Below are 22,434 nucleotides of genomic sequence, written 5' to 3'. Positions count from 1 at the left end.
AATAATAAATAAACATATCGACAAAAGCATGCCTGGCTGGCATGCTTTTGTTATTTCCATATTCTATTATTCCATAATTATGCCTAATCACAGTTTTTGAGAGTTTTCCAAATATTATCATCAAATGTCTACTGTATAAATCCTCCTAAGAAAAAGGTGATATCTTTCAATGAAAAAAAAGGCCCGGAAAGAAAATCCGGACCTTTGAAAAGAATAGTATAAAGTAAAAAACAGTAATTAGAAATTATATCTCACTCCAAGCTGTGCCTGAAATCTTGATGCAAACTGATCAATCGTATAGGGAAGTCCCGGTGTTCTGAAATTATAGGTAGGATCACCGGCCGAAGGCTGTCCGGCAGCAATATTCCCTGTTTTGGTAAGCCCTACGCTCGCTGTAGAATTGAAGGTATTAGGAACAAAATACACTTTTCCCCAATCCTTATTCAGAAGATTGGTAAAATTGATGATACTTAAAGAAATCTGTAATGTATTCTTCGACTTCTCACTCAGTCTGATTTCGTCCATAATCCTGATATCAGCCTGAATATTCCAAGGGGTAAAATCTCCGTTTCTTTCTGTAAAAGTTCCTCTTCTTGATCTCAGGTAGTTATTGCTATTTACAAAATTTTCATAATCTGCTACCTGTTGTTGAGCTGTTACCAGCACATTCCCTGCGGCATCTTTTATTGGAACGATATATTTTGCAGCTTCAGCAGCATCTTTAAAGATATAAGCAAGTCCGGCTGCCTGTCCCGTATTGGCAATCGTACTGTTTACAAATCCCCAAGTGAATGGGTTACCTGACTGGGCATTGAAATATACATTGGTATACAGCCTGTTGGATTTAGAAATAGTAAAGGCATACCCAAGGTTTGCCACCACTCTGTTTTTGATTGCAAAGTTAGAGGTGGTCAGCTTAGGATCGTTAGGAGTCAGAGACTGGTTCATCTGCCAGTTACTTTCCATAGAATTCCGGATACCATTCGTAATATCTTTGGCATCACCATAGGTGTATGCTACAAAGAAATTGAATCCGAAATTATAAGATTTTGAAAGCTGTGCCGTCAAATTGTAACGGTATCCTTCTTTAGTATTGGATAAAAGATAAGCATTAGAAAAATTGCTGTTGATATTGGTGGTATAGACCGGCATTTCGTGATTGACATCATAGCTGTAATACGTCACATTATCCGTTTTATTCACCTGCTGGAATTTCAGATCATACAGTACCTTGGTATAAATCCCTTCTAATGTAAGTTTATATCCTGCCAGAGTATAGTCGTACGCTAGAGAGCTCCTCCATACCCGAGGCATTTTAAAGTTGTTATCAATAAGGTCTACCTGTACTTTTGAAGAATTCTGCCATTTCGGGAAATTAGCTCCTACCAACGGATCTCCGTTGGCCGCCAGCTGTGCTGCTGTAGGCGCATTATAATCATAGCTTCCAAAACCTACCCCGTCATTATAATAAGCATATCCTAACCAGGCAAACGGAATCCGGCCGACAAAAATACCTGAACCTCCTCTTAATACCATAGATCTGTTCTCCGTAAGGTCAATTGTGAATCCGAGTCTTGGTGATAAGGTCGGTTTATTGAGATAAGTATTGGTAAGCTGACTTAACGGAGTATAGCTATAGGTTTTCCCATAATTAGGATCCTGTGGAGAATTGTTTACCAATGGGCTTAATTGTGGCTTATCCGGTAAATCCGTATAATCAACTCTCACACCCGGTGATAATCTTAGCCTGCCCCAGTTAATTTCATCCTGCAGATACAAGGAAAGGAGATTGACCTTATATTGGGCGTACGGGTTGTCAAAAAGGGTTCCCCGGCTGTCCCCGTTGAACGGATAGGTTCCTCTTATCCTTGCCGGATTAGAATTATAGAAATCCGAAAGGCTTTTGTAAGAAATTCTCCCATTTAAAGCATTTACAAAACCGTAATTGATAGCATATAACTCATTATGGGTTCCCAGCAAAAAGGTATGATGTCCTGTTTTGTAGGTAAGATTATTGGTAATTTCAAACGTTTTCTGTTTCATATTGAAGACTGTAGCCTCCCTGTCATTTCCTAACAAAATGGTTCCTCCATTGTAAGCAATTTCCACCTGTGGAAACATAGGATTACTGGAGGTAGGGTCCCTGTAATCATGAATCGAAGAGTAACCCAGCACCAAATTATTGCTCCATTTATCATTAAAACGGCTTTTCAGCTCAAGAGTCGTTGTAGAGGCAGTATTTTTCTGCACAAAATCCATACTTGAGAATCTGAAGTTGGCACCATCTCTCTCAAGATTGGAAGCCTGTGAAAATACAGTATTGTTTTTAATCGATAAGGTGTGTTTATCATTAATCTTCCAGTCCAGCTTGTTGAAGAGTTTAGAACTTTCCGAGAAATTATTATACTGATTGAAGGTTCCTGCATTAAATCCATATTTACTCCGTACAAAATCTGAAATCTGCTGTGCCACGGTTTCATTAACCAGCGCGTTAGGATCATTGGCATTATAGAATACCGGATCTGTTCTTTTTGTGTATTCCAGATTGGTAAATAAAAATACTTTATCTCTTACCACCGGCAAGCCTACCCTTCCCCCGTAAATAAAATCAGAAAAATCTTTAGGCATTTTAGAATTATCCCCAACCCGGTTACTCCCCGTAATTGATGCATTTCTTCCATACACATATAATGACCCGGTTACATCGTTACTTCCGCTTCGTGTAACTGCATTGATGCTTCCGCCCAGAAAATTCCCAAGTTTCACATCATAAGGAGCAATATACACCTGTACATCCTGAATCGCATCCAGGCTTATAGAATTGGAGCGGGTACTGCTTCCCGGCATTCCTGAAGTTCCGGTCTGCCCTCCCAAAGATGGGCTAAATCCAATTGCGTCATTATTAATAGAGCCGTCTATTGTCACATTATTATAACGGAAATTGGTTCCGTTAAAAGAATTATTGGCACTTTGCGGAACCAGCTTGGTTACATCCTGGATCCCTCTGTTGATATTGGGTAATCCTGAAATCTGTGCCTGATTGATCCCTACTCCATATTTTACAGCTGTTTTTTTAGAAGTAATCTTTACCTCATCAATTGTTTTTTCCTTACCGTCAATTTCTACCACAGGTAAGTCATTATTGCCCAATGAGAGCTGAAGATTGGTATTTTCATAAATAACCTTTGAGCCATCCAGAATTTCAATGGTATAAGGGCCTCCCGGCTGTAGATTATCCAGACTAAACTGTCCTTTGCTATTACTTCTGGTTTCAAAAGTACTGTTGGTAGGAACGTGTACTACTTTTACCACAACTTCGGAAGAAACACCTTTTAATCTTCCAAAGATTTTTGAACTGGTTTCCTGTGAAAATGCAAATCCAAAAGATAATAATGCAAAAGCACAGATCAATTTTTTCTTCATATTTTTTATTGCTACGAAATCTGGTGTAAAATTAGATTTCACATCAAAGAAGTGTGGTAACATAAAATTAACATTACGTAACACAATGGTTAACATTTTCTTAAAAAAAAACTTAATCGCAAAATAATACCAGCTTACATAATCACACCAGCTAAAATGACAATAAAAAAAACAATATCAGCATTTTAGTCTTTGAAACAAAAAAAAAAGAATTAAATTAGCACTATCTTATTGTTATACAGTTCCCAAGAATATAAATTAAGATAATTTAAAAAATACAAGCCATGAAAAAAAATTTTTACTTACCCTGTCTGTAGGCTTATCTTCATTAGCTTACTCCCAGACCCTTCATTTTACCGATTCAAAGTTTAAGACTTTACTATTAAGCTCTACCCCCGGTAATCAGATTGCCAAAGACATCAACGGAAATCCTATTGCCATAGATGCCAATGGAGACGGTGAAATTCAATATTCTGAAGCCCTCCAGGTAAAGATTCTGAATATAGATGCCGGTGGAAATCCCCCACCCGGTGCTCTTCCCGGGCACATTACTGATGCCCTCCTGTTTACCAACCTCGAAGAGCTCTATGTACGGGATACCCAATCTGCTGTTATAAGCTTTACCAATAATCAAAAAATCAAAAAAGTCCTGTATACAGGAAGTGGTGGATATATTGATCATACAGGAACCTGGCAGGCCGTCCCTGTTGACTTTTCATTTGATAGCTGTGCGGCAGTACAGGACATTAATCAGTTTCTTCCTGCTATTAACCCTTATCTCACCAATGAAACCATATTGAAGTTTAAAAAATTGTCCGCAACTTACAGGAGACATCGTCCTGGACTCCAAAGCGGTCAAAGAACTTTATATTGAAAATGCAACCATTACTTCTATCCGTTTTAATTCATGTTATCGGCTTGAAAAATTGTATCTTCCTAATCTAGGTTCACTGACTTCTATTCTAATCAGTGGTTCAGCCGGCAATCAAACCTATAGTCAGAACGGAATCCAACTCATAGCCAATAACTGTAGCAATCTGGAAGAAATTATAGCAGACACTGATCATTACTACAGCCAGGGTGCTTATTTTACGGCAATCAATATCAATGGGTGCAGCAACCTGAAAAAATTAAAAGGAATCAACGCCACCACCATCGATTTTTCGAATGCAGGACTAACCCGTCTGGAAGAGCTTGATTGTTCTTTTTATAATAGAAATGGTTATACAACTACATCCGGGGTGTATTTTGGAAATGTTACTTCATTAAACCTCGCAGGACTTCCCCAACTTAAAATAGTAAAAGCGTTTAATCAACCCATCACCAATACGATCAATTTCAGTACAGCCACAGCACTGGAGCATATAGACATTACCAATTCCTGCGGATATATGAATACGGTGAACGTCAGTAATCTCCCGAACCTTCATACATTGAAAGCGGACAGATCCGAAACTACTGGGACGCCTGGAAATGACAATCTCCAAAAAATTATTACTGAAAACTGTATTGCTCTCACAAATTTTGAGTTCAAAAATAATTCCGGACTGAAAGAACTGGATCTGCAGAACTGTCAGGGGCTGCAATCACTGACCATCGGAAATTATTATGTAAACGGAGGATCCTTTCCCGAATTAAATAAGATCATTATACAACAATGTTCCGGTCTTAAAGAAGTCATTATACAAATGACCGGGATAACAAGCCTGGATGTTTCTGAGTGCACAGCCCTGAAGTCATTGGACCTCTTATGGAATAATCTGCTTACTACGGTAAACATGCCGGCCAATACCAATCTTGAAAATCTTAATGTTAGCGGACACCCTTTGTTGGCACACGCAGATACTTCAAACAATACTCATCTTAAAAATGTAAATTTCAGCCATTGCCCGCTGATTACACAGCTTGATTTTTCCAATTCACCGGATATAGCAGCACTTTCATTATCAAACATGCCCGGCTTAACCAATGTCAATATAAGGAATGGTTCTATAGCAGAACTTTATGATTTTTCAGGGTACAATTTCAATTTATCCATGTGTGTAGATGATGCTGAGTTCAATGACCTGCAATCTATGTATCCGGATATTAGTTTTACTACCAATTGCGGAAATACAAAACGTGAAAAAAATCCGGAAACTGCGCTTAAGGCCGGCATCAAAGTTTTTCCCAATCCGGTAAAAAATGTTCTGCAGATCCAGTCTGACGAGCGCATAGAAAATATAAAAATATTTGACCCCCAGGGAAAACTCATTTTCAATCAGGACTTTGACCGGAATATTGTTACCATAGATTTCTCTGTCTATTCCAACGCCCTGTATATCATGAAAATAAAAACGGAAAAAACACACCTCATCAAAAAAATAATCAAGGAATAAACAACATCAGATATTTTTTTGTCCTAAAACCATAGTCTTCTCTATGGTTTTGGGTTATATTTGTGTTAAGAGTTTAACCTTAAAAGTTACAGATATGAAATTCGGACAAGTAGAAGATCCCTCAATAATAGATTTTACCCTACCTGAAGACCATCCCCGAACCAAAGAAATTTTAAATCTTAATAAAAAGGGATTGGAAAACATCTCTATAGGATGTGCCAAATGGAACAAAACGGATCTCAAAGGATTCTATCCCAAAGGAACAAAAGACGAACTTACTTACTATGCAACCCAGTTTAATTCAATTGAATTGAACGCTACATTTTACGGAATGCCAACTCCGGACCAGGTAAAAACATGGAAAGAAAAAACTCCGGACCATTTCAAATTCTTCCCCAAGATTACCAATACGGTTTCCCACTTCAGAAGATTGATTGACGTTACGGATCCCGTCACTCATTTCGCTTCGGCAGTTATGAACTTTGATGAAAAACTGGGAATGGCTTTTCTTCAGCTTCATGATAATTTTAAACCGAAAGATTATGACAGGCTGGAAAAATTTGTAAAAGAATGGCCAAAAGAAGTCCCTTTGGCAATAGAACTCCGAAATACAGAATGGTTTACAGACGAAGAAATCCTCAACACAACGTGTGAACTCTTTGAAGCCCATCATATTACCAATATCATCGTAGATACTGCCGGAAGAAGAGATATGCTTCATATGCGCCTTACCACTCCCAATGCATTTATCCGGTATGTAGGGGCCAATGCAGAAAGTGACTATGAAAGACTGGATGATTGGCTGAAGCATTTGACAAAATGGAAAAATGAAGGACTTCAGAACCTCTACTTTTTTGTACACCAGAATATTGAAAAGGCGTCTCCTCTTTTATCGGCTTATTTTATCAAAAAAATGAATGAGGAATGGAAAACCGATATCCATATTCCACAAATGGCAACCGAAAGTACAGGGACACTTTTTTAATTTTAATGATTATTGTCTGCTAAAGCTGTCAATTAAAATAGAGCATAGAATCCTTTCAGGTTGCCTGACGGTAAATTAAACTGATCATTCACCCTTTCATATCATATTTTTTTATACATTTAAAAATATCCTATTTACCCAATAAGATATTTTAAAATAAAAACATCATGGAAAAGGAAATTTGCAGAATCAGTATCGCCACCAGCTGGCTTGCCGATGAATATACTTTTTATGAAGATCACCGTATAAAAAGAATATATGACCACCATAGCCTTAATTCTAATAACGTAGAATGGCTCAAACCTGAACAGATAAGTAAACAAAATAAGGATAAACTGGTTAAAAACTGTCCGGAGGAACATAAAGAAGAAATTATGCAGATTCTGGACTATCCCTAATAATAAGCAACGGGTAATCCATTATAGACTACCCGTTGCTTATTATGTAAAGGATGATCTTATCATTTATTTTTCTTCAGGAGCAATACCAGGTTCAGGAATAAAAGCAGAAAATCCAGCGTAATCCAGATGCCCACTTTTGTATTTTCATAATTATAGGCATCCACCTGCTTTTTTGCTGCTTCTGAAAGTTTCACACTTTGATTGATATAATTCTGAGCTTCCACAATCTGATCAATATTTTTATTAGGAACAGAATGTTGAGAAAAATAAACAAGATTCTTTTTCCCCAGATACCCTGCTACCCAGTACTCATCAGATTTATCCATTTTCAGGTATTCAATCCTATAATATTCGGGACGTATTTTTCCGATATGTTTAGGATTAAGAACAACATTATTATCTACTTTCTCCACAATGATCAGATAAAAATCCAGTGTCTGCGGAAGTTTATTTACTACCTGGAGCCCTACCGAATTATCTACAAATGCCACAGCGCTTTTCTTGATAAACCAGTAGGTAAAAATTGAAATTGAGAAAACAACGGTCAGAATACGGAACAGCTTGGCCCATTTTGCCGCCCTTCCCGATTTTACTTTATATAAAATCAGAGAAAGTACACAAGCCCAGAAGATAACCAAAATGATAAATACCATACTGCAAAGATACTGATTTCAGAATTTTCAGGAGAATGTTAATCTACATTCCATTCTCTATAAAACTGGTCCAGAAAATTCAGCATATAATCATGCCTTTCCTCTGCTAACTTTTTTCCTTTTTCAGTATTCATTAAATCTTTAAGAAGCAACAGCTTTTCATAAAAATGATTGATAGTCGTTCCGTTAGATTTCTTATACTGCTCCTTCGTCATACCCGGGTTAGGCGGTGTTTCAGGATCATACATCAGATTATTTTTAAATCCTCCGAAATTAAATGTTCTGGCGATACCAATTGCCCCAATGGCATCAATACGGTCGGCATCCTGAACAATTTTAAGTTCAATAGGGGGATTTTGGGGAGCCTGATCCCGGTTTTTAAACGAAATATTGTTGATCACAAACAATATCTTTTCAATAGTTTCGTCAGGCACATTTTGTTGTTCTAAAAATTCTCTGGATATTTTTGGTGCAATGGTCTCGTCTCCATTATGAAATTTAGGATCGGCAATATCATGAAGAAGTGCCGAAAGCTCTACCACATCATGATCACAATCTTCAGTTTCCGCAATTTTCCTGGAAAGCTTCCAGACCCTTTCGATATGAAACCAGTCATGTCCGGCTTCTGCCCCTTCTAATTTTTCTTTTACAAACTCTATAGTGTTGTCAATTGTACTTTTCATGTATCTATCAATTCATTTAAAATAATATCCCAAAGTTTTTTATTGTAGCTTCTAAAAAAATTAACATGTCCGATTTCTCTTTTTTCAGATTCTGAAATTTTCACGAGCCTGTATGTCGGGTTCATATTAGGATACGTTTCGTTTAATAAACTTTCAACTCCTTTCTCCGTCACCCATACATCATCTTCTGCTCTAAGTACCAATACCTTCTGTGTTAAATTTTTAGAATAATTATCAGTTTTCTCCAACAACCGGTTGGTAGATTTTTTATTTAAAATTAAGGTTCTCCAGTCATATGCACAATTTTTAGGGAGACTTTCTCCAAGTCCGAACCAATGTGCCGGAAAATATCCCAGCAGTGAAGTTGTTATCGGCTGAACGACCCCGAATCCCAGGTAAGCCTCAATTTTTGTCCTCAGTTTCAGATTTCCCACGAAAGCTTTTTGGGTTCCCACAAAGATAAACTTCTCAAACATTTCAGAATCCTTATTCATGCCTAAGATCAATGCTCCTACAGAATGGCCCAGACAATACTTCCTGTAATCCGGGAACTTTACTTTAATATACCGGGTGAGCTCTTTATAATCCTTCGCTCCCCATACTCTCATAGAGCCCCGGAAGCCTCTCATATTTTTGGGTTTGGAAAGCCCTATTCCTCTATAATCATAAGTAAGTACCGTAAATCCCTGCTCTGAAAAATATTGGGCAAATGAGAAATAGACCTGCTGTTTCACTCCGGTAGCCGAATTGATAAGCAGTAGTTTTCCATTGCTTTTTTCCGGACGGAAAAGGTGGGCTGTTAACGGAACATGGTCTTCAGTGGTGAGTATTAGCTTTTCCATAGTATAAAAGAAAAAAATCCACTATAAAAGTGGACATTTTACCTATATTTTTATGTTAAGTTTCAGACTTTTGATATGTTGTAAATAGCTTTAAGAAAGGAAATCTGATATTCTGGGTAGTCCTGTCTGTGATCCTTTACCTCCTGAAACCCGTGATGAAACTTCGTTTCCGAACTTCACACAATCTTCTACAGAATTTCCATGACACAATGCAATGGCAAATCCTGAAGTAAAAGCGTCTCCCATTCCCATCTTATAAACGGTTTCATCCCTATCATTTCTGTAATATTTCATTTCTGTCCCATCAAAATAAATAGTAGAATTGGTATCATCTCTCACAAACACCTTATTAAAATATCTGGTAAGAATCTCCTCTCTTTTCTCTTCTCCAAAAATGATATAAAGCTCACTGCTTTTTGCTACAATAAAATCAACATTTTCAATAATATCATTGCTGATTCTCATCGCAGGTGAAGCATACAAGCCTACTTTTATACCATATTTCTTGGCTTTTTTAACGGTATATTCTACAACATCCATTGAAACCTCAAGCTGTACCAAAACCATATCTGCCGTATGAAAGTACCGGTCTGCCTCATCTATATGTGCCTTACTCAGATATTTATTAGCCGCAGGAACCACTACAATAGCAGCATTTCCGTTGGAAGTTGTCACATAAGCAGTTCCTGTAGATTCTTTATCGGTTTCATGAACAAACCCCACGTTGACATTTTCACCCACGAGGTTTCTCATAATCTGCTGTCCTAAAGGATCCATTCCCACGCAGCCGATAAAATAGACACTCGCGCCCAGTCTTGCGGTACCTACTGCCTGATTGGCTCCTTTACCTCCAAAATAACTGTCTGAATTAACAGCTAAAACAGTTTCATTAGGTAAAGGAAGTTTTTCGGTTTCCAAAACCAGGTCTATTGAGGAACTTCCTACAACAATAATTTTGGGTTGCTCTGATGAAAATTTCATTGTGTTTTATATTGGTTTAAGTTTATAACACTCCAAAATGGTTTCTCAAAAATAACTATTTTTAATTAACTTATTTCAATAAATTCAGTAATTATCTTTACCGGGGTCTGATCTTTACCGTAAGCGATATAGCTTGCATAAAAACCTTCCCCATACCCGGTTTCAAAAGCAAATATGGTTCCAGGGTGTGATTCTGAAGGCTTCAGGAAGGCATATTGATCTATCGCCCCGTTCTCATCAAAAAAGTGCTCATGGAAAAATTCCTCGTAGATTCCCATAAAATCCACTCCTTTGTTATGATACAGTTTTTGCTCCAGTTCATTAAGCTTAGCCTGGGTCTCCACATCCATAAAACAACCCATTCCACTTTCTACAGGATATCCGAAGACTTCTCCTTCCGCTAAATCTTTTACATGCTGCCCTGCAGTAGTTGCCAGTTTCCATTCTGTGATTTCTCCTGTATTGAAAATAATTTCCGAGTAGGCAACACAGTTGCTGTCTCTCTCTTTATGCAAAATAACAGGAAAATCTCCTTTTGGAAATTCTGTAGAAAAAGGCAGCATATCATTGGTGATCAGGGGATCACAAGCTACCAGTTTCCCACTGGAAAGGTAAATCTTCCCCACCTCAAAACTCTCCAGCAACGGACTTTCCACAAAGTCTTTTGAAAATAATTTTTGTATGTTTTCTATATGTGTCATTTAATTTATTATTTGTTCTCTATGTCAGGCTGAGTAGAGCCCGGGTCTTCCTGATCTTCTTTACTAAAAATATCAGAATGAATTCATTTTGACAAATAGACAATTCTTTTAATTTATCCCAATTATCATTTATAATTGCTTCTTTGTACACCAGCCTTTCACTTGTTTCTCAATCGTTACCGCTTGATTGATATCATTAAACATATAAAAGAAGACTAGTTCAACCGGCCTTCTTTTATATGTATACTTTCAGGAAATTTACCTGATTGATTTTTTAATTACAAACTTTTCAGCTTCTCTTCCAGGATCGCAATCTTGTCAAGAGCATCTTTTTGTTTCTTACGTTCTACCTCCACGATTTCAGGTTTGGCATTGGCAACAAACTTTTCGTTTGAAAGTTTCTTTTCTACAGAAACTAAAAATCCTTTTAAATATTTTAATTCTTCCTCCGTTTTGGCTTTTTCTTCACCAAGGTCCAGGTTTTCGCTTAAAGGAATAGAAACTTCAGTAGCTCCTACCAGGAATGTAAAGCTTGGCTTATCTGTTTTCTGTCCGAAATGGATTTCAGAAATATTAGCCAGTTTTCTTACTATCGCCTCATTCGCAAATTCTGATGCATTGGTATAAACCTCAGCCGCTTCTCTCGGGGAAATTCCTTTTGTCTGGCGGTAATTTCTAACTCCTGAAATCAGTTCTGACGCGGTTTCAAAGTTTTTAATAATAGCCTCATCATACTCACCGGCTTCTTTCTGTTGGGCAATCACCAAAGCTTCCTCAATATTTCTCTCCGAAATAGTCTGCCACAATTCTTCCGTTAAGAAAGGCATGAAAGGATGCAGCAGTTTCATCAGCTCTTCAAAGAAATATATTGTTTTATGGTAAACTTCCTTGGAAATACCTTCTCCGTAATTAGGCTTAATTGCTTCAAGGTACCATCCGCAAAAATCGTCCCAAATTAATTTATAAATCAGATGCAGTGCATCAGAAATTCTGAATTTCTCAAACTGGTCGTTGATTTCTGCAATTGTTTTATTTAATTTATTTTCAAACCATTCTATTGTCTGGTTCTCCGTTAAATTAGCCGTTTTGTCTTCATGATCCCACATATTGATCAAACGGAAAGCATTCCAGATCTTCGTCATGAAGTTTCTTCCCTGAAGCATCAGATCTTCATCAAAAAGGAGATCATTTCCAGCAGCAGAGCTCAACAGAATACCTACTCGCACCCCGTCTGCACCATATTTTTCCATCAGTTCAAGCGGATCCGGAGAGTTTCCTAAAGATTTTGACATCTTCCTTCTCTGCTTATCTCTTACAATTCCTGTAAAATATACATTTTTGAACGGAACTTCTTTTCTGTATTCCAGTCCGGCCATGATCATTCTTGCTACCCAGAAGAAAATAATATCAGGTGCCGTAACCAGATCTGAAGTCGGATAATAATAATTGATATCTTTATTATCAGGATCAAGCACCCCATCAAATACAGACATCGGCCATAACCATGAAGAGAACCAGGTGTCTAATGCATCATTATCCTGAGTGAGGTTCTCTGCTGATAATTCCGGATTTCCTGTTTTTTGTTTTGCCAGTTCCAAAGCTTCTTCTTTAGTCTCAGCCACTACAAAATCTTCATCTCCTGTGCCATAATAGTAGGCAGGAATCTGCTGTCCCCACCAAAGCTGACGGGAAATATTCCAGTCACGGATGTTTTCCATCCAGTGTTTGTAGGTATTTTTAAATTTCTCAGGATAGAATTTCACTTCGTCATTCATCACGACATCCAGTGCAGGCTGAGCAATTTCAGACATTTTCAAGAACCATTGAACGGAAACCTTAGGCTCAATAACAGCCCCTGTTCTTTCAGAAGTTCCCACTTTATTCACATAATCTTCTGACTTTAACAAAAGATCTTTTTCTTCCAGTTCTTTAGCGATTTGTTTTCTGACTTCAAATCTGTTTTTCCCTGCATAATGTAAACCATGTTCGTTCAGATTTCCATCATCATCTAGCGCATCAATCATTTTGAGCTGATGCTTCTGTCCGATCTCGTAGTCATTGGTATCGTGTGCCGGAGTGATTTTCAAAGCTCCCGTTCCGAACTCAATATCTACATATTCGTCCTCAATAATAGGAATTACTCTGTTGACAATCGGGACAATTACGTTCTTACCTTTCAGATGGGCGTATCTCTCATCATTAGGGTTGATACATACTGCCGTATCTCCAAAAATAGTCTCAGGACGCGTCGTTGCAACTGAAAGAAACTCTTCTGACCCTTCAATTTTATATTTAAGGAAATACAGTTTTCCGTTTTGTTCTTTAAAAATAACCTCTTCGTCAGAAATATTGGTTTTCGCCTCAGGATCCCAGTTTACCATCCTGTAGCCTCTATAGATCAGTCCTTTATTATAAAGGTCTACAAAGCTCCTGATCACCTGCTGAGAAAGCTTATCCTCCATGGTAAAACGGGTTCTGTCCCAATCACATGAACATCCTAATTTTTTTTAGCTGTTCAAGAATAGTTCCCCCATACTTATGGGTCCATTCCCAGGCGTGCTCCAGGAATTGTTCACGGGTAATATCTGACTTATTGACTCCTTCAGACTTCAGTTTAGCAACAACTTTAGCTTCGGTAGCAATGGAAGCATGATCTGTTCCCGGAATCCAGCAGGCATTAAACCCTCGCATTCTTGCACGACGGACCAGAACATCTTGAATGGTATTGTTCAGCATATGTCCCATGTGTAAAATCCCTGTAACATTTGGCGGAGGAATTACCACGGTATATGGTGGTTTGTCATTAGGCTCTGAATGGAAATATTTGTTTTCCAACCAGTAGTTATACCATTTTTGTTCTGTTTCCTGTGGATTATATTTTTCTGAAATCTGCATAAATTCTATTTCTTTGGCTTACAATTTGCAAAAATAGTCTAAAGAAAAAAATTTTTAAGCATGAATTAAAATAATTTTTAACTTTGTTTCACAAAACTTATCTAACAAACATATTAACATTCAAGAATATGAAGAAATTAATCGCAGGAATTGCATTATTCGGAACATTTGCCTTTGCATCTGCACAAACGATTACGTTTGATAAAACTACTTTCGACTACGGTAATATTAAACCTAATGCCGATGGTACAAGATTCTTTACGGTAACGAACACAGGTGATAAGCCTTTAATCCTTTCTAATGTAAAACCATCTTGCGGATGTACTACACCAGAATTTAGTCAGGATCCGATCATGCCGGGAAAATCTGCTAAGATCAAAGTTGGATACAACACTGCTCTTAACGGACCTTTCAACAAAATGATTGAAGTTTTCTCTAATGACCCTGCTAACAGCAGAAGCGTAATCTACATTAAAGGTAATGTAGACCCTAATGCTCCTGAGCCAAAAGTACTGACTCCTGCAGAGCAGAAAGAAGCTGCAAAAGCAGAGAAAAAAAGCTGCGAAACTAGCTAAAAAAAGCTGCCGCGAAGTAATCTTTACTAAAAAAAATAAAGGAACCGTCTCTATTGAGGCGGTTTTTTGTTATATTTAAATAATTATTGGGCTGGGCTGAAGCCCTCCTATTGATGTTGATATCCGGATGGATAATAGTTATTTAACAATAAGATCTTTTTATCTTTTTTATCTTTTTATCTTTTTTATCTTTTTATCTTTTATCTTTAAATAAAAAAACATATGGACACCAATTTCTCAGATGATTTTAAAATTAAAATGGAAAATTTTCAATTTAAAAAAACACCTACCTCATATAAAGGAAAGCTTACCAAGGAAGAAGGAGCTCAGTTATTAATTAAGGAAAAGGAAAAACTCCGTGAATTGCAGGAGAAGCTTTATGCTGACGGAAGCCAGTCTCTTTTAGTGGTATTGCAGGCGATGGATGCAGCCGGAAAAGATAGTATGATAGAACATGTTTTCGGCGGAGTAAATCCACAAGGATGTAATGTCACCAGCTTTAAAACACCTAGCTCCAAAGAATATTCCCACGATTTTTTATGGAGGCATTACCTTGCACTGCCACAGAAAGGAATGATAGGAATCTTTAACCGCTCCCATTATGAAAGTGTATTAGTCTGCAAAGTACACCCTGAATATAATTTAAGTGAAAAAACATGGTCTTCTGTAAAAGATTTTGACAATACATTCTGGGAAAACCGGTATGAGAGCATCCGAAATTTTGAAAAGCATCTTTCACAAAACGGGACCACTATTATTAAAATATTCCTGAATGTCTCGAAGGATGAACAAAAGAAAAGGCTTCTTGACAGGATCAACGAACAGGAAAAAAACTGGAAATTCTCTACAGGAGACCTTCCTGAAAGAGCTTTATTTGACAAATACATGGATTGTTATGAGACCGCAATCAACGAAACCGCCAAAGATTATGCTCCGTGGTATGTACTTCCTGCTGACAATAAATGGTTTGCCAGAGTAGCAGCAATACAGATCATTATAGATACGCTGGAAAAAATGAACCTGAAATATCCGCAACTTTCCGACAAAGAAAAGCAAGGCCTCATTGATGCTAAAAGTACTCTTGAAAATGAATAAATAATCAAAGCTTCCCAATCGAATCAGGAAGCTTTGATCATATTTATCTCTAAATAACTTAAAAACACGAGAAAATCTATAAGCCGGATTCTGTACTTCCGAAGAAGTGCCTGTTATTTATCTACGCCTTACATTACTGCAAGACTTGAGCTGATTACCCCTCGGCTTTCAGGACGAGCCGCCCCTATTTCCATTACTGAAAAGAACCGATATACTTACCATTGCACCGCAAAGAGTTTACCTGGTTTCACTACAGCCGAACTGTACCTGCTTTCTGTTGCACTTGTCCTACCCTCGCGGGTGACGGATGTTATCCGCTTTGCTGCTCTATGGTGTCCGGACTTTCCTACCTCCCGTAGAACGGGAAATCAACAGGCCGACTTTCTCGCGGATGCAAAGATACGGAATTTTGGAGAGGCGGAAAAAAGAAAGAACAAAAAGACAATAAATCAAATAAATTGTAGTGATCGGATACTAAAAGCTTTTTATGGATTCTTATGTTTAAAAAATTTGCTTAATTTCTTTAGCATTAAGCTTTTTCGCCATTTTACTATTTTGCCATAATTATTCTTCACCAATTACCGCATTATTATTATCTTCGTGCATTATATTTCTATGAATTCCAGAGAAAAAGAGTTTGCGCAGCTTATCAAAGATAATCAGGGTCTGATTATCAAAGTTTCGCGCTTATATACGAATTCTCTTGAAGATGAAGAGGACCTTTTTCAGGAAATCGTATTACAGCTTTGGAGAAGCTATGATTCTTTTAAAGGAAATTCCAAAATTTCTACCTGGATGTACCGTGTTGCACTTAATACTGCCATTACCCTCTTCAGAAAAAAAAAGCAAAAGCCTTCCAACGAATGAACTGGACATTAACCACAGAGATTTTGTGGAAGACGATGATGAAAAACAACAACAAATATCACTTTTATATACTGTAATCAAGACTCTTCCCAATATAGAAAGAGCCATTGTCATGATGTATCTTGACGATCTGCCTTACAAGGATATTGCAGAAAACCTTGGGATCACTGAGGTTAATGCACGTGTAAAAATGAACAGATTAAAGAAAACCCTTAAAGAACAGATGGAAAAATATGCCTGAATTTGATTTAGATAGCTTTAAGAAAACATGGCAGGAGCAGCCTGTCCAGCCGAAATATGACAACCGTGAGATTCTTCAGATGTTGAATAAGAAGTCACGTAATTATGTGAAATATATTTTCTGGATCAGTGTTGTTGAATTTTTATTCTTTTCCGTACTGGGATTATTCTATTTCTTTCAGGAAGAAGAATCTGACAGTTTCCGAAATGTGCTGGAAAGGCTGGGAGCGCAGGAGGCTCCTGAGGTGGAAAGTAATTTTGGCCATGTTTATTTAGCAATAAAAATTCTGAGTTTATTAATTACAGCGTATTTTGTGCTGAAATTTTATCAGAATTATCGTAAAATCAAAATTGAAGAAAACCTGAAAGGATTCATTACGAGAATCATCAAGTTCAAAAAAACAGTGAATGCATTTATCCTGATCAGTATCGTTTTGCTTCTTACGTTTACCTTTGTATTGATAGCATTTATATTTTATACTTTAAATTCTCAGAATATTCAGCCTACCAACTCCAATCTTACCATTATTATTGTTGGTATTGTTGTCAGTACTTTGCTGGCTGTATCCATGATCTGGTTATATTACAGACTTGTTTATGGCAGTATTATTAAAAAGCTTGATAAAAATCTGAAACAGCTTAAGGAGATTGATTCACAGGAAAATTAATGTATATTGTTCGTAGTTAAAGATATATTTGTTAATTTTAGTTAACCAAATCTTATACTATGCCTTTATCTTATGTCTATGGAGCATCCGAGGTTCCATTGTTAGGACAAACGATCGGAAAAAACCTTAAAAATACTGTAGAAAAATACCCCCATCAAGAAGCCCTGGTTTGTGTACATCAAAACTACAGAGCTACCTATCAGGAATTTTACAATCAGACAACCGCTGTTTCAAAAGCATTGATATTCCTGGGAGCAAAGGCAGGGGATCGTATCGGAATATGGTCCTCAAACCGATATGAGTGGGTACTTTTACAATATGCTACTGCCAGGATAGGTGTCATTCTTGTGAATATCAATCCGGCCTATAGGACACACGAACTTACTTATGTGATCAACCAGTCTGAAATCAGGTTTATTTTTTCGGCTTTACATTTTAAAACCAGCAATTATAAAGAGATGGTGGAATATGCCAAAGAAGTATGTCCTTCCCTTGAGCATGAAATTTTCTTCGACGACAACTGGGAAGAATTTGTCAACAAAGGACAGGATATTTCTGATGAAGTCCTCCACAGCTTTGAGGAACATGTTCAGTTTGATGATCCCGTTAATATCCAATACACTTCAGGAACTACAGGATTTCCCAAAGGAGTCACTCTCTCCCATCATAATATTTTGAATAATGGTTATTTTATCGGGGTACGGTTAAAATATACGGAAAAAGACAGGGTCTGCATTCCTGTACCATTTTATCATTGCTTCGGAATGGTCATCGGGAATATATGCTGTACTTCCCATGGTGCCTGCATGGTGATTCCTAATGACAGTTTTGATCCGGATATCACATTGAAAACTGTTTCTGATGAAAAATGCACCTCTCTGTACGGAGTGCCTACCATGTTCATTGCAGAATTAGCAGTAAAAAAATTTTGAAACCTATGATTTTTCAAGCTTAAGAACCGGTGTTATGGCAGGATCAGTATGTCCTCCTGAAATTATGAAAAAGGTGGAAAACCTGATGAATATTAAAGAAATGAGTATCTGTTATGGAATGACGGAAACATCTCCCGTCTCTACTCAAACCCTGATCGGCACCCCGTTGGAAAAACAAATCAGTACAGTGGGAACGGTGCAGGATCATCTTGAGATAAAAATCATCGATGAAAACGGAAGAATAGTTAACCGTGGAGAACACGGTGAGCTTTGTACAAGAGGCTATTCTGTCATGCTTAAATACTGGAATGATCCTGAAAATACCAAAAAGGTACTGGATGATGCCCGATGGATGCATACCGGAGATATGGCAGTAATGGATAAAGACGGATATATTACCATTTCCGGCAGAATTAAAGATCTTATTATCCGTGGTGGCGAAAACATTTCACCTAAAGAAATTGAAGATTTCTTATATACCTATACTCATATTCTGGATGTTCAGATCATTGGAGTGCCCAGTGAAAAATTTGGTGAAGAAGTGATGGCATGGGTAAAAGTAAGAAAAGGATTCAATATTACTGAAGAGGAACTGCTGGAATACTGTAAAGGCAGGATTGCCCATTATAAAATACCAAAATACTGGAAGTTTGTTGACGAGTTTCCAATGACTATTTCCGGCAAGATACGAAAGGTTGAAATGCGGGAAATTTCCATAAGAGAATTAGGGCTGGAAAGTCATAAGGCTTAATTTTATCCTTAAAGTTAAGAGTATTAAAAGCAACTTCACTTTTAAACAAAGTAAAAAAACAAAAAGCATTTCGGTTTGAAATGCTTTTTTATTATTAAAGTTCTTTTCTTAATCTAGCTACGGGGATATTGAGCTGTTCACGATATTTCGCAATTGTTCTTCTGGCAATATTATAGCCTTGTTCTTTTAAGATCACCACCAGCGCATCATCTGTCAGCGGTTTTCTCTTATTCTCTTTGTTGATCACTTCCTGAAGATGGGTTTTAATCTCTTTTGTGGAAACTTCTTCTCCATCATCATTAGTCAGACTATCTGAGAATAAATCTTTAAGGTATATGATTCCGTTAGGAGTATCGGCATATTTGCTTTTCACTACCCTTGAGATCGTAGAAATATCAAATCCCGTAATATCTGCGATATCCTTTAAAATCATCGGCTTCAGGGATTTTTCGTCTCCTGTGATGAAATAATCTTTCTGGAATTTGACAATTGCCGTAATGGTTTGCAGCAAGGTATTCTGACGCTGGTTAATAGCATCAATATACCATTTGGCAGCGTCCAGCTTCTGCTTAATAAACAATGCAGCCTGTTTATGTTCAGATGAATTCTTATCATGCGAATAAGTAGTAAGAATATCTTTATACTCTTCAGATACTCTTAAAGTAGGTGCATTTTTGCTGTTAAGCATAGGAATTACCTGTCCGTCTTTCACCTGGATTACAAAATCCGGGATGATTTCCTGATTGATAGTAATGGTTTGTGTATCAAAGTTTCCTCCTACTTTCGGGGATAATTTTGAAATTTCATCCAGTGCATCTTTCAGGTCATCCTCTTCGATATCATATTTCTGGATGATTTTATTATAATGCTTATTGGTAAGAGCTTCAAACTGGTTTCTCAGAATATTAGCTGCCAGGGACACTGCTTTGTCCGAACTTACCTTCTTCTCTATCTGTAACAATAAACACTCCTGAAGGCCTCTGGCACCTACACCAGGCGGATCCAACTTCTGAACATAGTTTTCGAGGACATCCTCTACTTTTTCTTTGGTAGTATAGATTCCTTGTGAGAAAGCGAGATCATCAACAATAGATTTGATTTCCCTTCTCAGATAACCGTCGGTATCCAGGTTTCCAATAAGATATTCCGCAATCTTCAGGTCTTCATCATTGATATTGACAAGATGGATTTGTTCCATTAAATAATCATATAACGACTGTCCTTCTGTTAAAAGGCTTTCATTATCAAATTCCTCATCGTCCGGAGAATAGTTGCTGGATGCAGTTTTATAGCTTGGTTCATCGTCATAGAGATACTCATTGACGTCAAAATCTGTTTCGATGCTTTCTGTACCCTCATCCTGATAAGCGTCTTCCAGAGAAGAAAAATCATCTTCTTTAGAATCCTCCTTTACAATTTCCAAAGCAGGGTTTTCTTCTAACTCTCTCTCCAACTCCTCTTCAAATTCAAGAGTATGAAGCTGGATAAGCTTCATCAACTGGATCTGCTGAGGGGCCAGCTTTTGTCCTAATTTGAGTTGTAAGTGTTGTTTAAGCATATTCGTATTTGCGTTTTAACATAACATATTCTACGAATTTAATAAATTTATTTGATAAAAAGTATATTTAGCATGATTTTTGCATTATACATCTCAACATAATAAACTATTAAAGAATAAAAAAAGCCTTAATTTCTCATTAAGGCTTTTTTTATTGTTCTAGAATTCAGCGCTTTTCGGTGTTCTTGGGAAAGGAATTACATCTCTGATATTAGTCATTCCCGTTACAAAAAGAACAAGTCTTTCTAATCCTAATCCAAAGCCTGCATGAGGTACAGAACCGAATTTTCTGGTATCAAGATACCACCAAAGCTCATGCTCATCTACATGCATATCTGCCATTTTCTGTTTCAATACATCTAATCTGGCCTCTCTTTCAGATCCTCCGATAATCTCACCGATACCCGGGAATAAAACATCCATTGCGGCAACGGTTTTGTTGTCATCATTCAGTTTCATATAAAAAGCCTTGATTTCCTTCGGATAGTCAAATAATACTACCGGGCTTTCAAAGTGCTTTTCAACCAGATATCTTTCATGCTCAGACTGAAGATCTGCTCCCCAGGCCTCCACCGGATAAGCGAATTTTCCTTTTTTATTTTCTTTTGAATTTAATAAAATCTCAATGGCTTCTGTATAACTTACACGCTTGAAACGCTTAGCTACAACATTCTGAAGCTTTTCAATAAGACCTTCTTTTGCTCTTTCTTTTTCAGGCTTTGTTTTCTGCTCTTCTGCAAAACGTTTATCCAGGAACTCAAGGTCGTCTTTACAATTATCCAATACATACTGGATCACATATTTTAAGAAATCTTCGGCAAGGTCGATGTTATCTTCCAGGTTATTGAAGGCAACCTCCGGTTCAATCATCCAGAACTCGGCAAGATGTCTCGTTGTGTTTGAATTTTCAGCACGGAAGGTAGGTCCGAAAGTATAAATTCTTCCCAATCCCATGGCTGCTGTTTCTCCCTCAAGCTGACCTGAAACCGTAAGGTTGGTCTTTCTTCCAAAGAAATCCTGTGTAAAATCAATTCCGCCATCTTCCGTTCTTGGCATATTGTTCAGATCAAAATTGGTTACTCCAAACATTTCTCCAGCTCCTTCCGCATCAGCCCCCGTGATTACCGGCGTATTGATATAGAAAAACTGGTTTTGGTTAAAGAATGAATGAACGGCAAAACTAACAGCGTGGCGCACTCTGAAAACAGCACCGAATAAGTTGGTTCTGAATCTTAAGTGGGCCTGCTCACGAAGTTTTTCCAGGCTATGTTTTTTAGGCTGAAGAATGGTACTTTGAAGATCGTCGGTAAAGTTATCCCCTAAAATGATAATCTTTTTAGCAATAATCTCTACAGATTGACCTGCTCCCTGGCTTTCCACTACTTCACCTACTACTTTAAGGGAAGAAGCCGTACTGATTTTTTTGATAAGTTCTTCATCAAAAATTTTCGAAATCAACAACTATCTGCAAATTATTAATCGTAGAACCATCATTAAGTGCAATAAAGCGATTAGCACGGAAGGTTCTTACCCATCCGTAAACTGTAATGTCATGATGTAATACTTTCTTGTAATCCTTCAGGATTTCTTTGATCGTTTGCTTTTTCATTTGTTGATGATAAATTTTTTTATATAAAAATTAATGTTGGCAAAGTTACAAAAAAACAGCGCAACTTCATGGTTGTGCCGTCTTTAAAAAATCATTTATCTGGTATTTAAACAATCAGATTATTATTCTCAATATATATCTTTGAGCTGCAAAGCTATCTTCGTCTATTTAGGTATAGGTAAAATGATGGTTAAACC

Annotated in this window: 14 protein-coding genes, 1 other RNA gene and 4 pseudogenes; 8 read left to right on the top strand and 11 right to left on the bottom strand. The window is 37.3% G+C overall.

From position 1 onward, the window contains the following. Positions 1-237: 237 nt before the first annotated feature. On the bottom strand, positions 238-3,423 hold the full coding sequence (locus tag HX13_RS03640) for a TonB-dependent receptor (protein ID WP_050020447.1): 3,186 nt from the start codon (positions 3,421-3,423) through the stop codon (positions 238-240). A gap of 382 nt (positions 3,424-3,805) precedes the next feature. Then, the gene (locus tag HX13_RS03635; protein WP_128572178.1) at positions 3,806-4,105 is read right to left on the bottom strand and encodes a hypothetical protein; all 300 of its coding nucleotides are present in this window, start codon (positions 4,103-4,105) and stop codon (positions 3,806-3,808) included. Between the two features lie 244 nt (positions 4,106-4,349). Here HX13_RS03635 and HX13_RS03630 point away from each other — a divergent pair, with 244 nt between their 5' ends. The 3 genes from HX13_RS03630 (at position 4,350) to HX13_RS22395 (ending at position 7,184) form a co-directional block, all read left to right on the top strand. After that, a complete protein-coding gene (locus HX13_RS03630; protein WP_050019941.1) occupies positions 4,350-5,801 on the top strand; it encodes a T9SS type A sorting domain-containing protein in 1,452 nt (483 codons plus the stop codon). 94 nt (positions 5,802-5,895) lie between these two features. Then, positions 5,896-6,786 carry a DUF72 domain-containing protein gene (locus HX13_RS03625; protein ID WP_050020446.1) on the top strand — a complete coding sequence of 297 codons (891 nt, stop codon included), beginning with the start codon at positions 5,896-5,898 and terminating at the stop codon, positions 6,784-6,786. Between the two features lie 167 nt (positions 6,787-6,953). Continuing rightward, a complete protein-coding gene (locus tag HX13_RS22395) occupies positions 6,954-7,184 on the top strand; it encodes a hypothetical protein (protein WP_050019940.1) in 231 nt (76 codons plus the stop codon). Positions 7,185-7,246: 62 nt separating this feature from the next. Here the strand turns inward: HX13_RS22395 and HX13_RS03615 are convergent, their stop codons facing one another. The 6 genes and pseudogenes from HX13_RS03615 to HX13_RS03590 all read right to left on the bottom strand — a co-directional run bounded on the left by HX13_RS03615 (position 7,247) and on the right by HX13_RS03590 (position 13,942). Then, positions 7,247-7,840 carry a hypothetical protein gene (locus HX13_RS03615; RefSeq protein ID WP_082129121.1) on the bottom strand — a complete coding sequence of 198 codons (594 nt, stop codon included), beginning with the start codon at positions 7,838-7,840 and terminating at the stop codon, positions 7,247-7,249. Between the two features lie 38 nt (positions 7,841-7,878). Then, positions 7,879-8,523: an HD domain-containing protein gene (locus HX13_RS03610; RefSeq protein WP_050019939.1), complete on the bottom strand. Its 645-nt coding sequence runs from the start codon at positions 8,521-8,523 to the stop codon at positions 7,879-7,881. Further along, a complete protein-coding gene (locus HX13_RS03605; protein WP_050019938.1) occupies positions 8,520-9,365 on the bottom strand; it encodes a serine aminopeptidase domain-containing protein in 846 nt (281 codons plus the stop codon). The genes HX13_RS03610 and HX13_RS03605 overlap by 4 nt, the downstream gene beginning before the upstream one ends. Positions 9,366-9,455: 90 nt before the next feature. Beyond that, a complete protein-coding gene (locus tag HX13_RS03600) occupies positions 9,456-10,346 on the bottom strand; it encodes a ribokinase (RefSeq protein WP_050019937.1) in 891 nt (296 codons plus the stop codon). A 65-nt stretch (positions 10,347-10,411) separates the two neighbouring features. Next, positions 10,412-11,047: a DUF4241 domain-containing protein gene (locus HX13_RS03595; protein ID WP_050019936.1), complete on the bottom strand. Its 636-nt coding sequence runs from the start codon at positions 11,045-11,047 to the stop codon at positions 10,412-10,414. 278 nt (positions 11,048-11,325) lie between these two features. Continuing rightward, positions 11,326-13,942 (bottom strand): annotated as a pseudogene (locus HX13_RS03590) (valine--tRNA ligase). Between the two features lie 128 nt (positions 13,943-14,070). Here HX13_RS03590 and HX13_RS03585 point away from each other — a divergent pair. Further along, positions 14,071-14,517 carry a DUF1573 domain-containing protein gene (locus HX13_RS03585; protein WP_050019935.1) on the top strand — a complete coding sequence of 149 codons (447 nt, stop codon included), beginning with the start codon at positions 14,071-14,073 and terminating at the stop codon, positions 14,515-14,517. A 222-nt stretch (positions 14,518-14,739) separates the two neighbouring features. Beyond that, entirely contained in the window at positions 14,740-15,612 is an 873-nt protein-coding gene (locus HX13_RS03580) for a polyphosphate kinase 2 family protein (RefSeq protein WP_050019934.1), read from the top strand. Between the two features lie 63 nt (positions 15,613-15,675). Here the strand turns inward: HX13_RS03580 and rnpB are convergent. Further along, an RNA gene (rnpB, locus tag HX13_RS06825) (RNase P RNA component class A) lies at positions 15,676-16,000 on the bottom strand. A 227-nt stretch (positions 16,001-16,227) separates the two neighbouring features. On the opposite strand from rnpB, the pseudogene HX13_RS03570 reads away from it, so the two are divergent. From HX13_RS03570 to HX13_RS03560, 3 genes and pseudogenes are all read left to right on the top strand, one after another. Next, positions 16,228-16,720, top strand: a pseudogene (locus HX13_RS03570) (RNA polymerase sigma factor). Beyond that, positions 16,713-17,387, top strand: a complete 675-nt coding sequence (locus tag HX13_RS03565; RefSeq protein ID WP_050019932.1) for a hypothetical protein — start codon at positions 16,713-16,715, stop codon at positions 17,385-17,387. The pseudogene HX13_RS03570 and the gene HX13_RS03565 overlap by 8 nt, the downstream one beginning before the upstream one ends. Before the next feature lie 59 nt (positions 17,388-17,446). After that, positions 17,447-19,070: pseudogene (locus tag HX13_RS03560) on the top strand (AMP-binding protein). A gap of 94 nt (positions 19,071-19,164) precedes the next feature. On the opposite strand, the gene rpoN reads toward HX13_RS03560, so the two are convergent. Both rpoN and asnS read right to left on the bottom strand, forming a co-directional pair. Further along, positions 19,165-20,628, bottom strand: coding sequence for an RNA polymerase factor sigma-54 (gene rpoN, locus HX13_RS03555; protein ID WP_050019931.1), 1,464 nt, complete (start codon positions 20,626-20,628; stop codon positions 19,165-19,167). 159 nt (positions 20,629-20,787) lie between these two features. Continuing rightward, positions 20,788-22,237, bottom strand: a pseudogene (asnS, locus tag HX13_RS03550) (asparagine--tRNA ligase). Positions 22,238-22,434: the final 197 nt, after the last annotated feature.

It is taken from the genome of Chryseobacterium sp. P1-3 (assembly GCF_000738495.1).
Classification (GTDB): Bacteria; Bacteroidota; Bacteroidia; order Flavobacteriales; family Weeksellaceae; genus Chryseobacterium; species Chryseobacterium gallinarum.
The sequence above is the reverse complement of the archived record's forward strand: the minus strand, read 5'-3'. Positions and strand labels throughout refer to the sequence as shown.

Excerpts from the sequence above, each read along its gene's own strand:
- HX13_RS03595 (WP_050019936.1), bottom strand. The coding sequence starts at position 11,047 with ATGACACATATAGAAAACATACAAAAATTATTTTCAAAAGACTTTGTG.
- HX13_RS22395 (WP_050019940.1), top strand. The coding sequence starts at position 6,954 with ATGGAAAAGGAAATTTGCAGAATCAGTATCGCCACCAGCTGGCTTGCC.
- HX13_RS03565 (WP_050019932.1), top strand. The coding sequence starts at position 16,713 with ATGCCTGAATTTGATTTAGATAGCTTTAAGAAAACATGGCAGGAGCAG.
- HX13_RS03635 (WP_128572178.1), bottom strand. The coding sequence starts at position 4,105 with ATGATCAATATATCCACCACTTCCTGTATACAGGACTTTTTTGATTTT.
- HX13_RS03615 (WP_082129121.1), bottom strand. The coding sequence starts at position 7,840 with ATGGTATTTATCATTTTGGTTATCTTCTGGGCTTGTGTACTTTCTCTG.
- HX13_RS03580 (WP_050019934.1), top strand. The coding sequence starts at position 14,740 with ATGGACACCAATTTCTCAGATGATTTTAAAATTAAAATGGAAAATTTT.
- rpoN (WP_050019931.1), bottom strand. The coding sequence starts at position 20,628 with ATGCTTAAACAACACTTACAACTCAAATTAGGACAAAAGCTGGCCCCT.
- HX13_RS03600 (WP_050019937.1), bottom strand. The coding sequence starts at position 10,346 with ATGAAATTTTCATCAGAGCAACCCAAAATTATTGTTGTAGGAAGTTCC.
- HX13_RS03605 (WP_050019938.1), bottom strand. The coding sequence starts at position 9,365 with ATGGAAAAGCTAATACTCACCACTGAAGACCATGTTCCGTTAACAGCC.
- HX13_RS03625 (WP_050020446.1), top strand. The coding sequence starts at position 5,896 with ATGAAATTCGGACAAGTAGAAGATCCCTCAATAATAGATTTTACCCTA.
- HX13_RS03610 (WP_050019939.1), bottom strand. The coding sequence starts at position 8,523 with ATGAAAAGTACAATTGACAACACTATAGAGTTTGTAAAAGAAAAATTA.
- HX13_RS03585 (WP_050019935.1), top strand. The coding sequence starts at position 14,071 with ATGAAGAAATTAATCGCAGGAATTGCATTATTCGGAACATTTGCCTTT.
- HX13_RS03640 (WP_050020447.1), bottom strand. The coding sequence starts at position 3,423 with ATGAAGAAAAAATTGATCTGTGCTTTTGCATTATTATCTTTTGGATTT.